Genomic DNA, 16,175 nt, shown 5'->3' on the forward strand with positions numbered 1-16,175 from the left:
TCCATTTTCCATTTTCCATTTTCCATTTTCCATTTTCCATTTTCCAAAAAATTGTCAGCCGATTTTATATTTTGTCAAGTATTTTTATGATTATCAATCGGTTAGGGTTTGGGATTAACTCATTGACTATTTTTGATAAATGATTTATATTAACCAAAAATCCACATAAGGACACCTGATGAACGTACAGCCTTGGCATTGGTTGGTTTTTGGTCTGATTTTGATGATATTAGAGATGTTTGTGCCGACCTTTTTTCTGCTATGGTTCGGGGCGTCTGCTGTTGTAACGGCAGTGCTTGCGTGGGCGTTTGGCTTCGGCTTTGGGGCGGGGGTCATCTTGTGGCTTGTGCTGTCGGTCATCTCGTGCGTGGCATGGTTTAAATTTATCCAGCCCAACATCAAAACTCGCACGACCGCAGGGCTTGGGGGCAGTGTCATCATCGGCGAGATAGGCATGCTGACCCACGCTCCAAGTGCCGACAAGCTCGGCAAAGTGCGGTTTAGTGTGCCAAAAGTCGGCTCTGATGAATGGCTGTGCCGTGGGGCAGATGGCGAAGTGTTTCAGGCAGGCGATAAGGTCGTGGTGGTGCAGATACTGGGTAATGAGTTGGTGGTTCGGCGTAAATAATGCCATTGGATTGCTATTTATTGCCAATTCATCATATTAGATAGATTGGTAGGGGGCAATCACATTTGCCCTGTATTTCAAATTTAGATAATTTTAGATAACTGTTAGATAGGGGCTTATTATGGAAGTTTTATTTGTCTTGGTGGCGTTTGTCGTCTTTACCGTTTTTAAGGGTGTCAGACTCGTACCACAAGGCTATAAATGGGTGGTTCAGCGACTGGGAAAATATCATCAGACCTTAGAACCGGGTTTGAATTTTATCATTCCCTTTGTCGATACGGTCGCCTATAAAATCACGACCAAAGACATCGTGCTGGACATCCCCAGTCAAGAAGTCATCACCCGAGACAACGTGGTCATCATCGCCAATGCGGTGGCGTATATTAACATCATTCAGCCAGAATATGCGGTGTACGGCATTGAAGACTATGAATACGGCATTCGCAATCTGGTGCAAACGTCCTTGCGTTCTATCGTGGGCGAGATGGATTTGGACAGTGCGTTATCAAGCCGAGACCAAATCAAAACCCAGCTCAAACACGCCATTTCAGACGACATCGCCGACTGGGGCATTACCCTAAAAACGGTGGAAATCCAAGACATCAAACCGTCCCACACCATGCAACTAGCGATGGAAGAGCAAGCTGCCGCCGAACGCCAACGCCGAGCCATGGTAACACGAGCGGACGGGCAAAAACAGGCGGCTATCTTGGAGGCGGACGGGCGATTGGAAGCGTCTCGCCGTGATGCCGAAGCTCAGGTAGTGCTTGCCAAAGGTTCCGAAGAATCCATTCGCCTTATCTCATCGGCGATGGACGGCAAAGAAATGCCTGTTGTGTACTTGCTTGGCGAGCAATACATCAAAGCGATGAACGACATGGCACAGTCTGATAATGCCAAAACCGTTGTCTTGCCTGCCGATATTCTAAACACGGTCAAAGGATTGGTGGGCGATAAGTTAAAGGGGTGATTTTATAACCATTTAACTTCAAAACGCACCAATTTAAAAGGTGCGTGGTACGCACCTTGCCATACTACCAAAATAAAAAGCGGTGATAATGACCGCTTTTTTACAGATAAAGTTTTGAAAGATAGATAAAAAATAGATAAAGGCGTATGATACACCCATAAATTATCTTTTAAGTTATCTTTTAAATTATCTAAATTATCAATCAAGCTCATCAAGCCACGCCATTTGAATGGCTTCTAATATCGCTTCATTGGATTTGTCAGGTTCGCCCACAAAGTCGTCAAGCTCGCACACATAGCGGTGCAAGTCGGTAAAGCGGATATATTGTACGTCTACATCGGGGTGCTTTTCGGCAAGGGCAATGGCGATGTCTAAGCTGTCGTGCCAGTTGAGTTTCATAAAAAACCTTTTTAAAGACAAATTCACGCAAATTTTAGCAAAAAATTTAAATCAATGCTATAATAATCGCCATTTTTATTTATCATTGTTAAATTATGAGCGTACAGACCCACAACCCCCAAACCCAAAACGGGCAAAAAAAAGGCAAACCACAAATCGCCAAAGCTGACCCCACCAATCCGCACCTAACGCCGATTGACCGTGAGATTTTGACCCCGCCAAACGGACACAAAAAAGTGCTATTACACTCATGCTGTGCCCCTTGCTCAGGCGAGGTCATGGAGGCGATGCTTGCCAGTGGCATTGAATTTACCATTTATTTTTATAACCCCAACATTCACCCCAAAAAAGAGTATGAGATTCGCAAAAACGAGAACATCGCTTTTGCCGAAAAGCACGGCATACCGTTCATTGATGCTGATTATGACATGGATAATTGGTTCGCTCGTGCCAAAGGCATGGAGCAAGACCCCGAGCGAGGTCGCCGTTGCACCATGTGTTTTGACATGCGGTTTGAACGCACCGCCCTATACGCCCATGAGCATGGCTTTCCTGTGATGACAAGCTCGCTTGGGATTAGTCGCTGGAAAAACATGGCTCAAATCAACGACTGTGGACACCGTGCCGTTGCTCCTTATGAGGGTCTTGATTATTGGGATTTTAACTGGCGTAAAGGCGGTGGCAGTAGCCGTATGATTGAGATTAGCAAGCGTGAGCATTTTTATCAACAAGAATACTGTGGCTGTGCTTATTCGCTCCGTGATACCAATAATTTTCGCCGTAGCCAAGGGCGTGAACCCATTAAAATCGGCGTGAAATATTATGGCGATGATGAGTAAATAAGCCATTAAGACCAAAAGACCGTTTGATGACGGTCTTTTTTGTGTCTTTTTGTTTACATCACTTACATAAATTGCTTATTTATAAAACTTATTAATAATTCAACTACATAAAATTATTTTAACTGATGAATGTCGTGTTATGATAAATTAAATTTATCACAAAACAAGAAATCATCATGACCATCAGTAATTATCACATTTATCCGACCGCCATTTTGCTTGCTGTGCTGTTTTTTGGCATGGCGATTTGGCAGGGTAACAGCTCATGGGGAGCGTTGGCGGGGGTAAGTTTGGTGTTTGGCAGTCGTAAACTAGACTGATTGGGCAAATCTTATGATGACTCGTCTTAGCTTCTAGCGGTTTGGTTTTCAACCGTATTGGATTGTTGTGATTTTTTAAATTACAATAAATTTTATCAATCATAATTTAGAGTTCATCAAGTTTTTTCAATTTAAAAAATCAAATCAAAACATCAAATTATTATAATTTACCAAATCATCAATCCTGCCTATAATAGCTCCATAGATTGACAAACCAAGCAGCAACAAAGTTCAAGCCAGCAATCCAAGTTAGCAATGAGTGTCATTTGTATTGTTTACATACGCTAACCGGCAATTATGCCATTTTTTGTTATGCTTATTCTGTCATACTTTGATATCGTAACACACCCTAACCATAGGATTTATCATGACTGATACCCCAAAATGCCCCTACTCAGGCACACCCCTTACCATGAGCAACGGAGCTCCTGTTGTTGATAACCAAAACTCATTGACCGCAGGTGCCAGAGGTCCCTTACTTGCCCAAGATTTGTGGCTAAACGAAAAACTTGCCGACTTTGCTCGTGAAGTCATTCCAGAACGGCGTATGCACGCCAAAGGCTCTGGGGCGTTTGGTACATTTACCGTAACCCACGACATCACAAAATACACTCGTGCCAAGATATTTAATGAAGTTGGTAAAAAAACTGAAATGTTTGCACGGTTTTCCACCGTGGCAGGCGAGCGTGGGGCAGCGGACGCCGAGCGAGACATTCGTGGCTTTGCCCTAAAATTTTATACCGAAGAGGGCAACTGGAATATGGTGGGCAACAACACGCCTGTGTTTTTTTAAGAGACCCCCTAAAATTCCCTGATCTAAACAAAGCGGTCAAACGAGACCCACGCACCAATATGCGTAGCCCCACCAATAACTGGGATTTTTGGACTCTACTGCCAGAAGCACTGCACCAAGTTACCATTGTGATGAGCGACCGTGGCATTCCCAAATCCTACCGCCATATGCACGGATTTAGTAGCCATACTTATAGCTTTATCAATGCTGATAATGAACGCTTTTGGGTCAAAATGCACTTTCGCACAAAGCAAGGCATTGAAAACTTAACCGATAGCGAGGCCGAAGCGGTAATTGCCAAAGACCGTGAAAGCCACCAAAAAGATTTGTACGATGCCATTGAAAAAGGCGACTATCCAAAATGGACCATGTACATTCAAGTTATGCCAGAGGCGGACGCCGAGAAAGTACCGTATCACCCCTTTGACTTGACCAAAGTGTGGCCAAAAGGCGATTATCCTTTGATTGAAGTGGGCGAGTTTGAACTCAACAAAAATCCTGAAAACTACTTTTTGGATGTAGAACAAGCCGCCTTTGCCCCAAGCAATCTGGTGCCAGGCATTAGCGTATCGCCTGATAGAATGCTGCAAGCACGCCTTGTCAATTATGCCGATGCACAGCGTTATCGCTTGGGTGTCAACCGCCATCAAATCCCTGTCAATGCCCCACGTTGCCCTGTGCATACCAACCACAGAGACGGTCAAGGGCGAGTGGGCGACAACTATGGCGGACGTCCGCATTATGAACCAAACAGCTTTGGACAATGGCAAGAACAGCCCCAGTACGCCGAGCCACCCCTAAAAATTAGTGGCGATGCCAAGCAGTGGGATTTTCGTGAAGATGACAGCGATTATTTTAGCCAGCCAAGAGCCCTGTTTAATCTCATGACTGATGAGCAAAAACAAGCCTTGTTTGACAATACGGCAGGAGCAATGGGCGATGCACTCGATTTCATCAAATACCGCCATATCCGCAACTGCCACGCCTGCCACCCTGATTATGGCATGGGTGTTGCCAAGGCGTTAGGAATGACGGTAGAAGATGCCATTAAGGCGTATGACACCGACCCTGCCAAGCATTTGGCGAGCTGTCTAAATCCCAAAGACTTTGCGTAAAATTGAAAAATATGTTGCGTAAAATTAAAAAAACCACTCTTCATGGGTGGTTTTTTATTGCAAAATTTTTTTGGTGTAGTAAAATTTACCTTGAAAGTAGGTAGCAAGTCAGTTAAGTTTGCCAATTAAACTGCCCATCTTGGGTTTGCGTACTGAATATGTCAGTGCGGATAGCTTTTATAAAGCACTTGGACAGAAATGTCAACTGCTTTATGATGTTAATTGCTGTGAATGCATTAAAACTTAGCATATTTATATCCTTTGATTTGATGATACATAGTATTATTATTCTACAATTGGGGTGCTTCTTCTGATAGAAGCGTAAGGTGCACTTACTGGCTGTTATGCGTACTCCGCCTACTTTCATTTTTTATTCTGCAACAATTATGAAATCAAAAAAAGTCAAAGACCCCTCTTGGTTTAAACTAAAAAGATACCCTCATATCGGATTGCCAGTCACTTCTAAAAGCAAAAATCAAGTAATTCGCTATATTACCAATCCTGAAAAAATAGCCAAACATGCGTTTTGTCCTTTCATTCATACACAAATAATCACGCCTAAATTTCGCAAACAGTATGATCAAGACGGCAATATATTACACAATGGTAAGCGTGTACACCTAAAACCCAAGGTGCGTGATATTTATTATGCCAATCATTGGGATGCTAATATTTTTGCTTATTATGCTTATCTTTTGCAGATTCATTACGAAAAAAAGTTAAATCAAAACAATCTTGGCGATGTGGTAACTGCTTATAGAAAAATAACTACAGTAGATGGTTCGGGTAAATGTAATATAGATTTTGCCAAAGAAGTTTTTGATGTTATAAAACACCGTGCACAACAAGAAGAACCGACAGTCATCGCAGTAGATATAGAGGGATTTTTTGATAATCTTGACCACGCCTTATTAAAAAATGTCTGGAAAAGCGTGCTTGGGTTGCAAGAAAGCAACACTCTACCCAAAGACCATTATAATGTCTATAAGGCAATTACTCAGTTTTCATACATAGATTATGACAAAATATTTGAATTATTTAAAGAGAAAATTATTATAAATCATAAAGGAAAATACAAACAAAAATCAATTAAAAAAATTACGCATCTATATTCTCAAGAGGCGGTAGGTTTTTGTCAATTAAGGGAGCTTAAATATATCCGAAGTAAAGGCATTATTTATAGACAAAAACGTAATAACACAGAAAAAAATTTATATAAAGGCATTTGCCAAGGCTCTGCTATTAGTGCAACTTTGGCAAATATTTATATGATTAATTTTGATACCTATATTCATCAAGAAGTACAGAAAATTGGCAGAATATATAAGAGATATTCCGATAATATTGTGATTGTTTGTAATAGCTCTCTTAAAAATGAGATATTGGTATTATTAGAAGAGTCAATATCTAAAATTACCAAGTTAAATATTAAACAAGAAAAAACCCAAATATTTTATTTTTTTAAAGAAAATAATAGCGTTAAGTGTCTGCAAGAGTTTGGTGGTCAAATTAACAAAAATAGTTCAAACAGAAGATTTGAATACTTAGGATTTGGTTTTGATGGTACAAATATCTATCTCAAAAATCAAGCTTTAGCACAGTATTATATGAAAATGAGTCAAGGCGTTAAACGCTGTAAATATTACTCAAAAAGAATTCAAAATAATACGAAAGGCAAGTTATTTATCAATCGATTACATTATAGATATTCATATCTCGGTGCTAAAAAATCAAAAAGATATATTAGACGATTAAATACGAAAGATAAATGGGTTTTTCAGCGTCAGGTTTGGGGTAATTTTTTGGGTTATACTTACAATTCGACAAAAATTATGCAATCAGATAAAATTCGCCATCAAGTTAGAAGGCACTGGAAAATACTCAATACTAAAATTAAGAAATAGGCTTATGAAGTTTATTTTAAAAAAATTTTAAATAATTATTCTTTATATCAATATAATAGAAAATTTTTTTGTATATATTTTTAACAGGAGTTTTTATAAAAAAATATCTATGTATCGTCCTAATGCTTGCTATACCTGCTTTTACTAGTAATTGGGCTTAAACGGACGAAACCAACAACTTTAAAGAGTATTTAGACAAAGACAGCGTGCGTGTCAAGTCTTTTACAGGCGGTGGGTAATATGTTAGTGTGTGGATACGAACAGATTTTAAAACTATTCAAAATTTAGATGGTAAAAACTATTGGCAAACGAAAATTTTTGATTATTATGACTGCGTTGTTCGTAAAAATGACTTTGATAATATCATTCATTATAACAAGCAAGGCAACAATGCAGACAGTTATGAAGGTTATGTATCCATTTATCCCTCGATTCCTTATAGGGCAGGCGAGAGCCGGCTTGACTATGTCTGCTCACAAGCGGGGCAGTAAATCAAATCCGCTTTATAAAAAGCGGATTTCTCTATAAATCTATTTAAACAAACTCCCCAAAAAATTCATCAATATACCCCACAGGCATATCGGTAAGCGTATGTCGCCATTTGGGGTTTTTGTCTTTATCAATAAGTAATGCCCGTACCCCTTCTTTAAAATCGCCATGATTGACACAATGAGTCGCCACCACTGTTTCCAAGTCAAAGATTTGTTTTAAAGAAAAATCTTTTTTAGTCGTTTTTAAGTCATGATAAATTTTAAAGGTAATCGCTTTTGTGGTGTCCGAGCCATTTTTATAAATGTCTATGGCGGATTTGATAAAGTCATTATCGCCTTGATAATTCATTAAGGCATTGTCAATCGCTAATAAATCGCCTTGATTCATGAGATGATTGATTTCATCAAATGACTTTAATAAAATGCTCTCGCCCAATATAGATTTATCATGAAATCCATTTAAACAAGCAGATAATAAATGATGATTGGTGTGATTATCCTTAAAATCAATTTGACAAATACAACTTAGCACGTCGTCAAATCCATCATGACCGATTGCAAAATCCGCCACGCCAAACGCATGAGCGTCCGCCCCTGTAAATCTTGCCCCCGTTAGCCCCAAAAACAGCCCGACCTTACCCGCCAAATGATTTAAAAAATAAGACGCCCCTGCGTCAGGAAATAGCCCGATAGAGACTTCGGGCATTGCCATGAGCGTGGCGGACGTAACGACTTTATGGCTTGACCCGACAAACAGCCCCATACCGCCCCCCATGACAATCCCATGCCCCCACGCCATGATAGGCTTGGGATAGGTGTTCATGGCGTGCATGAGTCCGTACTCGTGCGTGAAAAAGTCGTGGGCACTCGCCCCACTCGCTCCGCCATAAAGCGCCTTGATGTCACCTCCTGCACACAGCCCCTTGTCGCCTGTGCCGTGTAGCACCACGACCGCCACGCTGTCATCATCTGCCCATGTATCTAGGTGCGTGCGTGTGGCTTTGACCATGTCTAAGTTTTGGGCGTTTAGAGCTTTGGGGTTGTTGAGTGTGATGACGCCAATGTATTTGCCGTGAGCGGTTGGGGCTAGGCGTGCCAAAATCGTGTCGGTCATGAAAAATTCCTTTTAATGGTTGAAATAAGGATTTAATATAACAAATTTAAACCGTCAAATCAATATTTTTAAATTGAAAAATTACACCAGTTATTTTATAATCTTTTTATCTTTTAAACTCATTTAATCATTGGAAAATATCATGTATTGTTTAATATCCCCTGCCAAAAACCTAGATGAAAAAACCGCCATCCCCTTTAATGTAGATAACCATTTAAGCGAACCTGTACTTATCAATCACGCCATAGAATTAATGAAAACCCTAAAAAATAAAGACGTGATAGACTTACAAGAGCTTATGGGCGTATCTGCAAAAATCGCTGAATTAAATGTCGTCCGCAACCAAAATTGGACTTATCCTTTTGATGATAATAAAAAGCCTGCCATTTATTTGTTTGACGGTGATGTTTATACAGGACTTGACGCTTATTCATTAAACACCCATGAGATTTTATATTTAAATCAGCATTTGGGGATTTTATCAGGCTTATATGGCATTTTAAAACCTTTGGATAATATGCTACCTTATCGGCTAGAAATGGGTACGAAATTAAAAACGCCCTATGCCGATGATTTATATGGCTATTGGAGTGATGAGATTACTGATGTGATAAATGATAATATCAAAAACAGCGGTTCTGATGTATTGATAAATCTTGCTTCCAATGAATACTTTAAAGTGATTAATACTGCCAAAATCAAGGCGGAGATTATCACGCCCAAATTTTTAGACCAAAAAAACGGGCAATATAAAATCGTGAGTTTCTACGCCAAAAAAGCCCGTGGCATGATGATGAATTTTTGTGCAAAAAATCAAATCACAAACCCCGATGAGCTAAAAAACTTTGACATGGACGGTTATTATTTTGACGAAAAAGCAAGCAGTGATGATGAATGGGTGTTTAAACGAGATGAGCAGATTTAACAGTATTTTTTAATAAATTATTTAACTTAACAATTATTGGCTCTGGTTCAAAAAGTATGCTACAAAGAAAACAGTTCGTGGCGATCTTGGGAAACCTAACGGTTTTCCTACCCGCAGGCAGGCTCAGGGCGAACGGAAAACTAGTTTGGCATACTTTTTAGGCTACTACCCAATTATTTATTGTAACAACGCAAAAATTACCGCCACTTTGCCCAAAAAAGTGCTAAAATAGGCAAAATTTTGGTTGTAAATTTAGTTGTTTTATCACGTTAATTTTAGTTGAAAAAGGTAATTCTTATGGCAAAAGCACCCAAAGAAAAAGATGAAAACATTGAAGGCAACAAAGAAAAAGCGTTGCAAATGGCATTGGCTCAGATTGAAAAGGCATTCGGCAAAAACACCATCATGAATCTGGGCGATGAGTCTATCAAGGTAGATGTTGAGACCATTTCCACAGGCTCGCTTGGGCTTGACATTGCTCTGGGGATTGGCGGTTTGCCAAAGGGGCGTATCATTGAAATTTTCGGGCCTGAAAGCTCGGGCAAAACCACGCTCACCCTACAAGCGATTGCCGAATGCCAAAAACAAGGCGGAAAATGTGCGTTCATTGACGCAGAACATGCCCTAGACCCCATTTATGCCAAAAAATTGGGTGTAAATTTGAACGAACTTATGGTATCTCAGCCCGACAACGGCGAGCAAGCCCTTGAAATCGTGGACATGCTTGTGCGTTCTGGGGCGGTGGATTTGATTGTGGTGGACTCGGTTGCTGCCTTGACCCCAAAAGCTGAGATTGAAGGCGAAATGGGCGACAGCCACATGGGTCTGCAAGCACGTCTGATGAGCCAAGCCTTGCGTAAAATCACGGGTAACGCCAAACGCTCTAACTGCATGGTGATTTTTATCAACCAAATCCGCATGAAAATCGGCGTAATGTTCGGCTCGCCTGAGACGACAACAGGCGGTAACGCCCTAAAATTCTATGCCTCTGTCCGCCTAGACATTCGCCGTATCGGCTCGGTCAAGGACAAAGAAGAAATCATCGGTTCTGAAACCCGTGTCAAGGTCATCAAAAACAAAATGGCTCCCCCGTTCCGCCAAACCGAATTTGACATCATGTATGGCGAGGGCATTAACCGCTTGGGTGAGATTGTGGACATCGGGGCAAGCCTTGACATCGTGGGTAAATCAGGGGCATGGTACAGCTATGAAGGCTCAAAAATCGGTCAAGGCAAAGCCAATGCCTGTCAATTTTTGGCGGAAAATCCAGCCATCGCCCAAGAGATTAAAGCCAAAATCCGTGAGCTAAAACTTGCCAATGTCGTGCCAGTCGCCCCCAGCGATGATGACGGTGAAGTGCCTGAATATGTCGAAGGCATGGACGACTAATTTTATGATCAAACCCATAAAAATACAAACCTTAGATGACATTTTAGCAGACATGGGACAACCTGTGTCTGCTAAAACTTTTGATAAAAAGAGTAATAACAGCGATAACACGGACGATAAAAATACCAAAAAAGCGGATAAAACGAACGATAAAAACAGCAACAAACAATCCGATGATAATTTTTTATCTGATAAACCAAAAAATTTAACTAACACCGCCAAACACCCTTTTAAAAAATCTAAAAAAACAGTTAAAAACACCCAAAATTCCAACTCCCAAACCGACACACCAACACCCACACGCAAACGCAAATCCCAAACAAGCGACAACAAACCGTCTGCGGTAGGTTTATTATTAAAAGACGACAGTCAAACGGTGCTTGATGATAATTCTTTAAAATTATTAAGCCAAGTGGAGATTGAAAAATTACAACTTCCCGACAAAGAAACTCGCTATTTGCGTTGGCTTGCGTTTTATTATTTATCCAAAAAAGAGCTGTCTCGCCATGAACTAAAAACCAAACTCATCTCCAAAGACTGCGACCCGCAGGCGGTGGATGACTTGCTTGATGAATTTGCCGAAAAAGGTTATCAGTCCGACACACGCTGTGCGACCATGCTCGTGCGTGAAGCGGTACGCAAAGGGCGTGGCGTGCGGTATTTGACAGATGGCCTAAAAAAAGCAGGGCTTGATGTCAAGGCGTTTGGCAGTATAGATGAACTTATCGCCATGAGTGATGTAGACAGTGTGGCGGACGGCACGATTTTGGACGATGACAACAAGGGTGATGACAAGGATGATGAGATAGACTGGCTCAAACTTGCCGTAGAAGCTCGCTGTAAAAAATATGGCGACACAATCCCAAAAGACCCCAAAGAAAAAGCCCGCCAACTGCGATTTTTGCAGCATCGGGGCTTTGAGATGGGTGTGTGTTTTGATGCGTTAAAGATGAATTTGGGGGATTTTGAATAAAGGTGATTTTGAGTAAAGTAGTCAGGCTTGCCTATCACGGTAATCCATCAACCCTACCCCTACCACTTCTAGAATCTGTGAATCTTGGTGTGTGGCAACGGTGCGGATGAGTCGTGACGGCGAGTGCGTGAGCGTGTTGGTCAGACGATGAGCGAACTCATCTAGCACCGTCATCATGTCATCACCCTGTGCCAGACGGTGTTTGGCATGCGATAACAGTCGGCTTTTATGCTCGTTTGCCATCATGCGATAATCGGCAATATAACGTCTGGCGGACAGCAGTTGCATTTGACTCTCGATACTTAGGGTCAGCTGACTGACCATCAGCTCCGCCTCTACCGCCGCTTGTTTTCGCTCTTCTAGGTTACCTGCGATGACATGCTGTAAGTCATCCACCGAATACAGATAGACATCATCAAATCCGCCCACCGCAGGGTCGATGTCTCGTGGCACTGCCAAATCCACCAGTAGCAACGGGCGATGACGACGCACCTTTTGGGCGTGCTTAACCATCTCTGTGCTAATCAGCGTCTCCATGCTACCGCTACAACTGCTCACCAGATCAGCACGGCTTAGCACCTGCCCGAGACTATCTAGCCCCACGCACTCAACATGCACCGACCGCCTTGCATTTTGTGCCATTTGCACCAGCTCATCTTTGAGCAGTTCGGCACGCTGTGGACTGCGATTGGCGATGATGATGTTTTTCATGCCAAGGCTTGCTACGTTATGAGCGACAAGGCGATTCATCTCGCCTGCCGCCACCATGAGTAGCGTGGTCTTCTCTGGCTTGTCAAATATCTGCGTGACCAGTTTGGCGGTCGCAAACCCTAACGTCACCGCCTGCTGTCCGACTTTACTGTCACGGCGGACACTGCGTGCTGACGCAAAAATCTGCTGAGTGAGCCAATGAAAATCACTGCCCACCCCACTTACTGCCTGCGACTGCGACACCGCTTGTCTGATTTGCCCCAGAATCTGTGGCTCGCCCAGTATCATCGAGTCTAGCCCTGACGCCACACGAAGCCAGTGGTTCAACGCACGGTTATTTTCATAAATGTACAAAAAAGGCGAAATGTCATCTAGTGCCACGCCCTTGAACTCGGCAAGCCACGACCGCACTCGCCCCGCCTGCACGCTCACATCATCATCGTCAGCGACCGCTTGCCATTCATCGTCAAACCCCACATAAATCTCACTGCGGTTGCAAGTAGAGACGATGACCGCCCCCGAGACCGACTCATCAAGACGGCGAATGTCAGTAATCGCCTGTGGCAAATCCGAGCCAAAAGACAACCGCTCTCGCAGGGCGACAGGGGCGGTTTTGTGATTGACTCCGATGACGGCTAATTTCATGACGGGCTATATTTGGTAGGTAAAAATAAACGGACAAACGATGAAATGGATTATTATAACAGCATTTGCCAAAAACACACAAAAAATGGGGGTTTTTATGAAACTTTTCAATCAAAACACACATTTGACAAAATCAATCGTTTTAAATAGATAATTTTCTTATGTTAAAATATACTCATATCTAACGAACTTAATATTTATCAAAGGTTCATCAGCACTATCTCCACACGTCCTTTATTGTTGTCATGTTTATCGGATGTGCATAGCACGCCCCTACACTCTTATATTATTGAGCTTGTGATAATTTTAAAATTTGTGGCTATACACTTAAGATTTTTAATTTAAAAATAACCATAAAAATTGGCAATCTCTCGCCCATTTTATTGCCGTCTTTGTAATAAATAAATCCCCACGCCTGCACTAATGATAATCGGCAATAACGCCATAAAAAACGGGGAGAGCCCTGTTGCGAGCGCCACAAACCCCGTCAAATCAGTCAAATAACTAAACAAAAGTCCCGTCAATAACGCCATGACAATGCGAAGTCCCAAGCCCTGCGAACGCAGTGAACCAAACACAAACGATGAGGCAACTAACACCAGCGACAATACCGCAAAGGGCGAGAGTAATTTTTGCCAAAAGGCGACTTCATGACGAAGCGAGCGTCTGCCTTGATGGGTCATGAGCTGTTTATGGGTCAGAAGGTCGGTCAAAGACAAATCCTCCGCCTCTTTGGTCAAAAGATGAACATCACTCGGGGCAAGGGGCAGTGATAAGGTCTTGTGCATATCAAAACTGCGAGAGACGCCCGTATCGCCCACGGTCAGCTGTGCCACGTCAGTCAGTTGCCACTGATAATCATCGCCTACCTGCTCATGGAACACGCCACTGCCTGCACGGGTCGCCCCCGTGAGATTCGCCCCTTTGTCCAGATAGTAGCGTTTGGTTGCCCCCAGTTTGCCATCCGAGTCGGCATAGCTGATATAGACAATCTCCTGCCCTTGCTCGGTGTCATTCACCGCCCAATAGCCATTGACCGTAAATAGCTTTTTATTAGGTAAATGATTGGCAATCTGTGAGGCTTTGTCGTTGGTGGTAGGCAAAACAAACTGATTAACCGCCAGCGAAATCATCACAAACAAAAACGCAGGTAACATCGCATAACCAATGATGCGATACACGCTGATTCCGCCCGCTCGCATGACCACAAGCTCGCTGTTACCCGCCAGCAGTCCAAGCCCTATCACCGCCCCCAGTAATGCCCCCGTGGGGATAAACTGCACCAAAAAATAAGGCGAGCGGTACAAAATAAAGCGTAACGCGTCAAAATATGTATAAGTCTCGGATAGGTTTTCAAGCTCGGACAGATAGGCAAAGATGATTTGCAATAGCCACAAGCCCACCACCGCTCCCATCATGGCAAACAGTGCCGAGCGGATGACATAACGGGGCAAAATCCATGCTTTCATGATACCCCCCGCTCTGATTGCTGATGACCTTGGCGACTGATGCGATTTCGGCGAAGCTGTGCCATGATACGGTCATGATAATTTAGATACAAGGCAAAAGCGATGAACAACACCAATGCCACAGGATAGATGTACACGCCAATCTTGCCCTTACTGACGGTTTCTTTGAGGGAAATCAAAATCAGCACATTTGCCACAAACACAAAAATCGCAGGAATGAGTTTGAGCCATCTGCCTTGACGGGGTCGCACGGTCGCAAGCGGTGTGGCAAGCAGCACAGCGATAATCATCAAAAACGGCAACGACAAACGATAACCGAGCTCGGCACGCACCTGCTGTGGGCTAAACGTGCTGTTTTTTAGGGTTATCTCGCCTTGCACCCCACGCACACTCAAAAGCTCGCCTGTGGCAATGCCTTCTATCTTCATCGGGCGTCCTTGACTGTCGCTTTTACCCGTCAGATGAATGCGATATCGCCCAAAGCCCACTTGATTATACTGACGACTGGCGGTATCCACTTCATAACGTCGACCTTCGTGCAAGTCAAGCACCACCGAACCATCATGCGAGGCGGTTGGCACTTGCGTGGCGGATTTGGCTAGGATAATCGTGTCTTTGTCCGAGAGCAATTTTTCAGGGATTTTACTGGTGTCAAGGAGGCTTTGGGATTGATTGGTTTGATTGTCGTCTTGTGTGTCATCGGTTGGCGAAGTTTTATTGCCATTCATTTGAATCACAATCACATCTTTTAAAAATTCACGCTCATCGCCTACTTCACCGACATACAGATGATAGTCGCCACTGCTGATGAACTCTTTGGTGCGAATCAAATCAAAAATCTCCACCACTGATTGTTCTTGCCAAATGTTGGTCGCCTTTGCCACGCCCCACGGCTTACCGATGAGCGTGATAAAACCCTGCATGACAAACACCACAAGCACAAGCGGTATCAGCCATCTTGATACCATGCCACGACTGACCCCGCCTGCGTTTACCACTGCCATCTCATGGTCGGCATACAGTCGCCCAAACACCAGCATAAGCCCGATAAAAAAAGACAAAGGAAAAATCAATTCCAAAAAATAAGGCAAATTATAGCCGATGAGTGTCCACAGCACCCCCACATCCAGCCCCCCTTCGGCAGCCATGCCAAAATAACGTATCAAGCGACCACCCAAAAGCATGACCACCAAAAACCCCAGTACAAGGGCGGTGGTCGTGGCAACTTGGCGTATCATGTATCGGCGTAAAATCACGGTGCTAGACTGATGATAAAAAATGCATTATTATAGCAAATTTTCATGGGTTTTGCTAAAAATAACGACAAGTGTTTAAAACATAAACTGTAAAATAAACCCCCGTTATTTACAGTATTAAGGTAAAATACTGCAAATGAACATACACAAAAACACAAGACTGCTTCCCCACCATAGGAAAGCCATTTGAACTGCTTACCATAAGAACAAGCGGCATTGTTAAACTAAAAT

At 42.8% G+C, this 16,175-nt stretch carries 15 protein-coding genes and 1 pseudogene; 10 read left to right on the forward strand and 6 right to left on the reverse strand.

Going from position 1 to position 16,175, the window contains the following annotated elements; genetic code table 11:
- Positions 1-178 precede the first annotated feature (178 nt).
- Positions 179-628, forward strand: coding sequence for an NfeD family protein (locus tag B0182_RS11450; protein ID WP_078275057.1), 450 nt, complete (start codon positions 179-181; stop codon positions 626-628).
- 121 nt (positions 629-749) lie between these two features.
- Positions 750-1,598, forward strand: a complete 849-nt coding sequence (locus tag B0182_RS11455) for an SPFH domain-containing protein (RefSeq protein WP_078275058.1) — start codon at positions 750-752, stop codon at positions 1,596-1,598.
- A 2-nt stretch (positions 1,599-1,600) separates the two neighbouring features.
- Here the strand turns inward: B0182_RS11455 and B0182_RS11460 are convergent, their stop codons facing one another.
- The gene (locus B0182_RS11460; protein ID WP_078275059.1) at positions 1,601-1,810 is read right to left on the reverse strand and encodes a hypothetical protein; all 210 of its coding nucleotides are present in this window, start codon (positions 1,808-1,810) and stop codon (positions 1,601-1,603) included.
- A complete protein-coding gene (iscX, locus tag B0182_RS11465) occupies positions 1,797-1,997 on the reverse strand; it encodes a Fe-S cluster assembly protein IscX (protein WP_029103819.1) in 201 nt (66 codons plus the stop codon). The genes B0182_RS11460 and iscX overlap by 14 nt, the downstream gene beginning before the upstream one ends.
- Positions 1,998-2,092: 95 nt before the next feature.
- Between iscX and B0182_RS11470 the strand changes: the two genes are divergently transcribed.
- The 5 genes and pseudogenes from B0182_RS11470 (at position 2,093) to B0182_RS11480 (ending at position 6,971) form a co-directional block, all read left to right on the forward strand.
- Complete coding sequence (locus B0182_RS11470) at positions 2,093-2,836, forward strand: epoxyqueuosine reductase QueH (protein ID WP_228144857.1); 744 nt, start codon at positions 2,093-2,095, stop codon at positions 2,834-2,836.
- Between the two features lie 179 nt (positions 2,837-3,015).
- Complete coding sequence (locus B0182_RS14425; protein WP_158079706.1) at positions 3,016-3,159, forward strand: hypothetical protein; 144 nt, start codon at positions 3,016-3,018, stop codon at positions 3,157-3,159.
- A 412-nt stretch (positions 3,160-3,571) separates the two neighbouring features.
- Positions 3,572-4,653: pseudogene (locus tag B0182_RS11475) on the forward strand (catalase); the annotation flags it as partial.
- A gap of 183 nt (positions 4,654-4,836) precedes the next feature.
- The gene (locus tag B0182_RS14990; protein ID WP_244893692.1) at positions 4,837-5,067 is read left to right on the forward strand and encodes a catalase-related domain-containing protein; all 231 of its coding nucleotides are present in this window, start codon (positions 4,837-4,839) and stop codon (positions 5,065-5,067) included.
- Between the two features lie 326 nt (positions 5,068-5,393).
- Entirely contained in the window at positions 5,394-6,971 is a 1,578-nt protein-coding gene (locus B0182_RS11480) for a reverse transcriptase domain-containing protein (protein ID WP_158079707.1), read from the forward strand.
- A gap of 534 nt (positions 6,972-7,505) precedes the next feature.
- On the opposite strand, the gene B0182_RS11490 is transcribed toward B0182_RS11480, so the two are convergent.
- Positions 7,506-8,576 (reverse strand): enoyl-CoA hydratase/isomerase family protein, encoded by a 1,071-nt coding sequence (locus tag B0182_RS11490; RefSeq protein WP_078275062.1) that lies wholly within the window; start codon positions 8,574-8,576, stop codon positions 7,506-7,508.
- A gap of 142 nt (positions 8,577-8,718) precedes the next feature.
- Here B0182_RS11490 and yaaA point away from each other — a divergent pair, with 142 nt between their 5' ends.
- From yaaA to B0182_RS11505, 3 genes are all read left to right on the forward strand, one after another.
- On the forward strand, positions 8,719-9,501 hold the full coding sequence (yaaA, locus tag B0182_RS11495; RefSeq protein ID WP_078275063.1) for a peroxide stress protein YaaA: 783 nt from the start codon (positions 8,719-8,721) through the stop codon (positions 9,499-9,501).
- A 330-nt stretch (positions 9,502-9,831) separates the two neighbouring features.
- Positions 9,832-10,890: a recombinase RecA gene (gene recA / locus B0182_RS11500; RefSeq protein WP_078275069.1), complete on the forward strand. Its 1,059-nt coding sequence runs from the start codon at positions 9,832-9,834 to the stop codon at positions 10,888-10,890.
- A gap of 64 nt (positions 10,891-10,954) precedes the next feature.
- The gene (locus tag B0182_RS11505) at positions 10,955-11,863 is read left to right on the forward strand and encodes a regulatory protein RecX (RefSeq protein ID WP_211271647.1); all 909 of its coding nucleotides are present in this window, start codon (positions 10,955-10,957) and stop codon (positions 11,861-11,863) included.
- A 21-nt stretch (positions 11,864-11,884) separates the two neighbouring features.
- Here B0182_RS11505 and hemA read toward each other — a convergent pair whose 3' ends face one another.
- The 3 genes from hemA to lptF form a co-directional block, all read right to left on the reverse strand.
- Positions 11,885-13,219: a glutamyl-tRNA reductase gene (hemA, locus tag B0182_RS11510; protein ID WP_078275065.1), complete on the reverse strand. Its 1,335-nt coding sequence runs from the start codon at positions 13,217-13,219 to the stop codon at positions 11,885-11,887.
- Positions 13,220-13,599: 380 nt separating this feature from the next.
- Complete coding sequence (gene lptG, locus B0182_RS11515; protein WP_078275066.1) at positions 13,600-14,688, reverse strand: LPS export ABC transporter permease LptG; 1,089 nt, start codon at positions 14,686-14,688, stop codon at positions 13,600-13,602.
- Positions 14,685-15,944, reverse strand: a complete 1,260-nt coding sequence (gene lptF, locus B0182_RS11520; RefSeq protein WP_280522604.1) for an LPS export ABC transporter permease LptF — start codon at positions 15,942-15,944, stop codon at positions 14,685-14,687. The genes lptG and lptF overlap by 4 nt, the downstream gene beginning before the upstream one ends.
- Positions 15,945-16,175 lie beyond the last annotated feature (231 nt).

Source organism: Moraxella bovis (assembly GCF_002014975.1).
GTDB classification, from domain to species: domain Bacteria; phylum Pseudomonadota; class Gammaproteobacteria; order Pseudomonadales; family Moraxellaceae; genus Moraxella; species Moraxella bovis.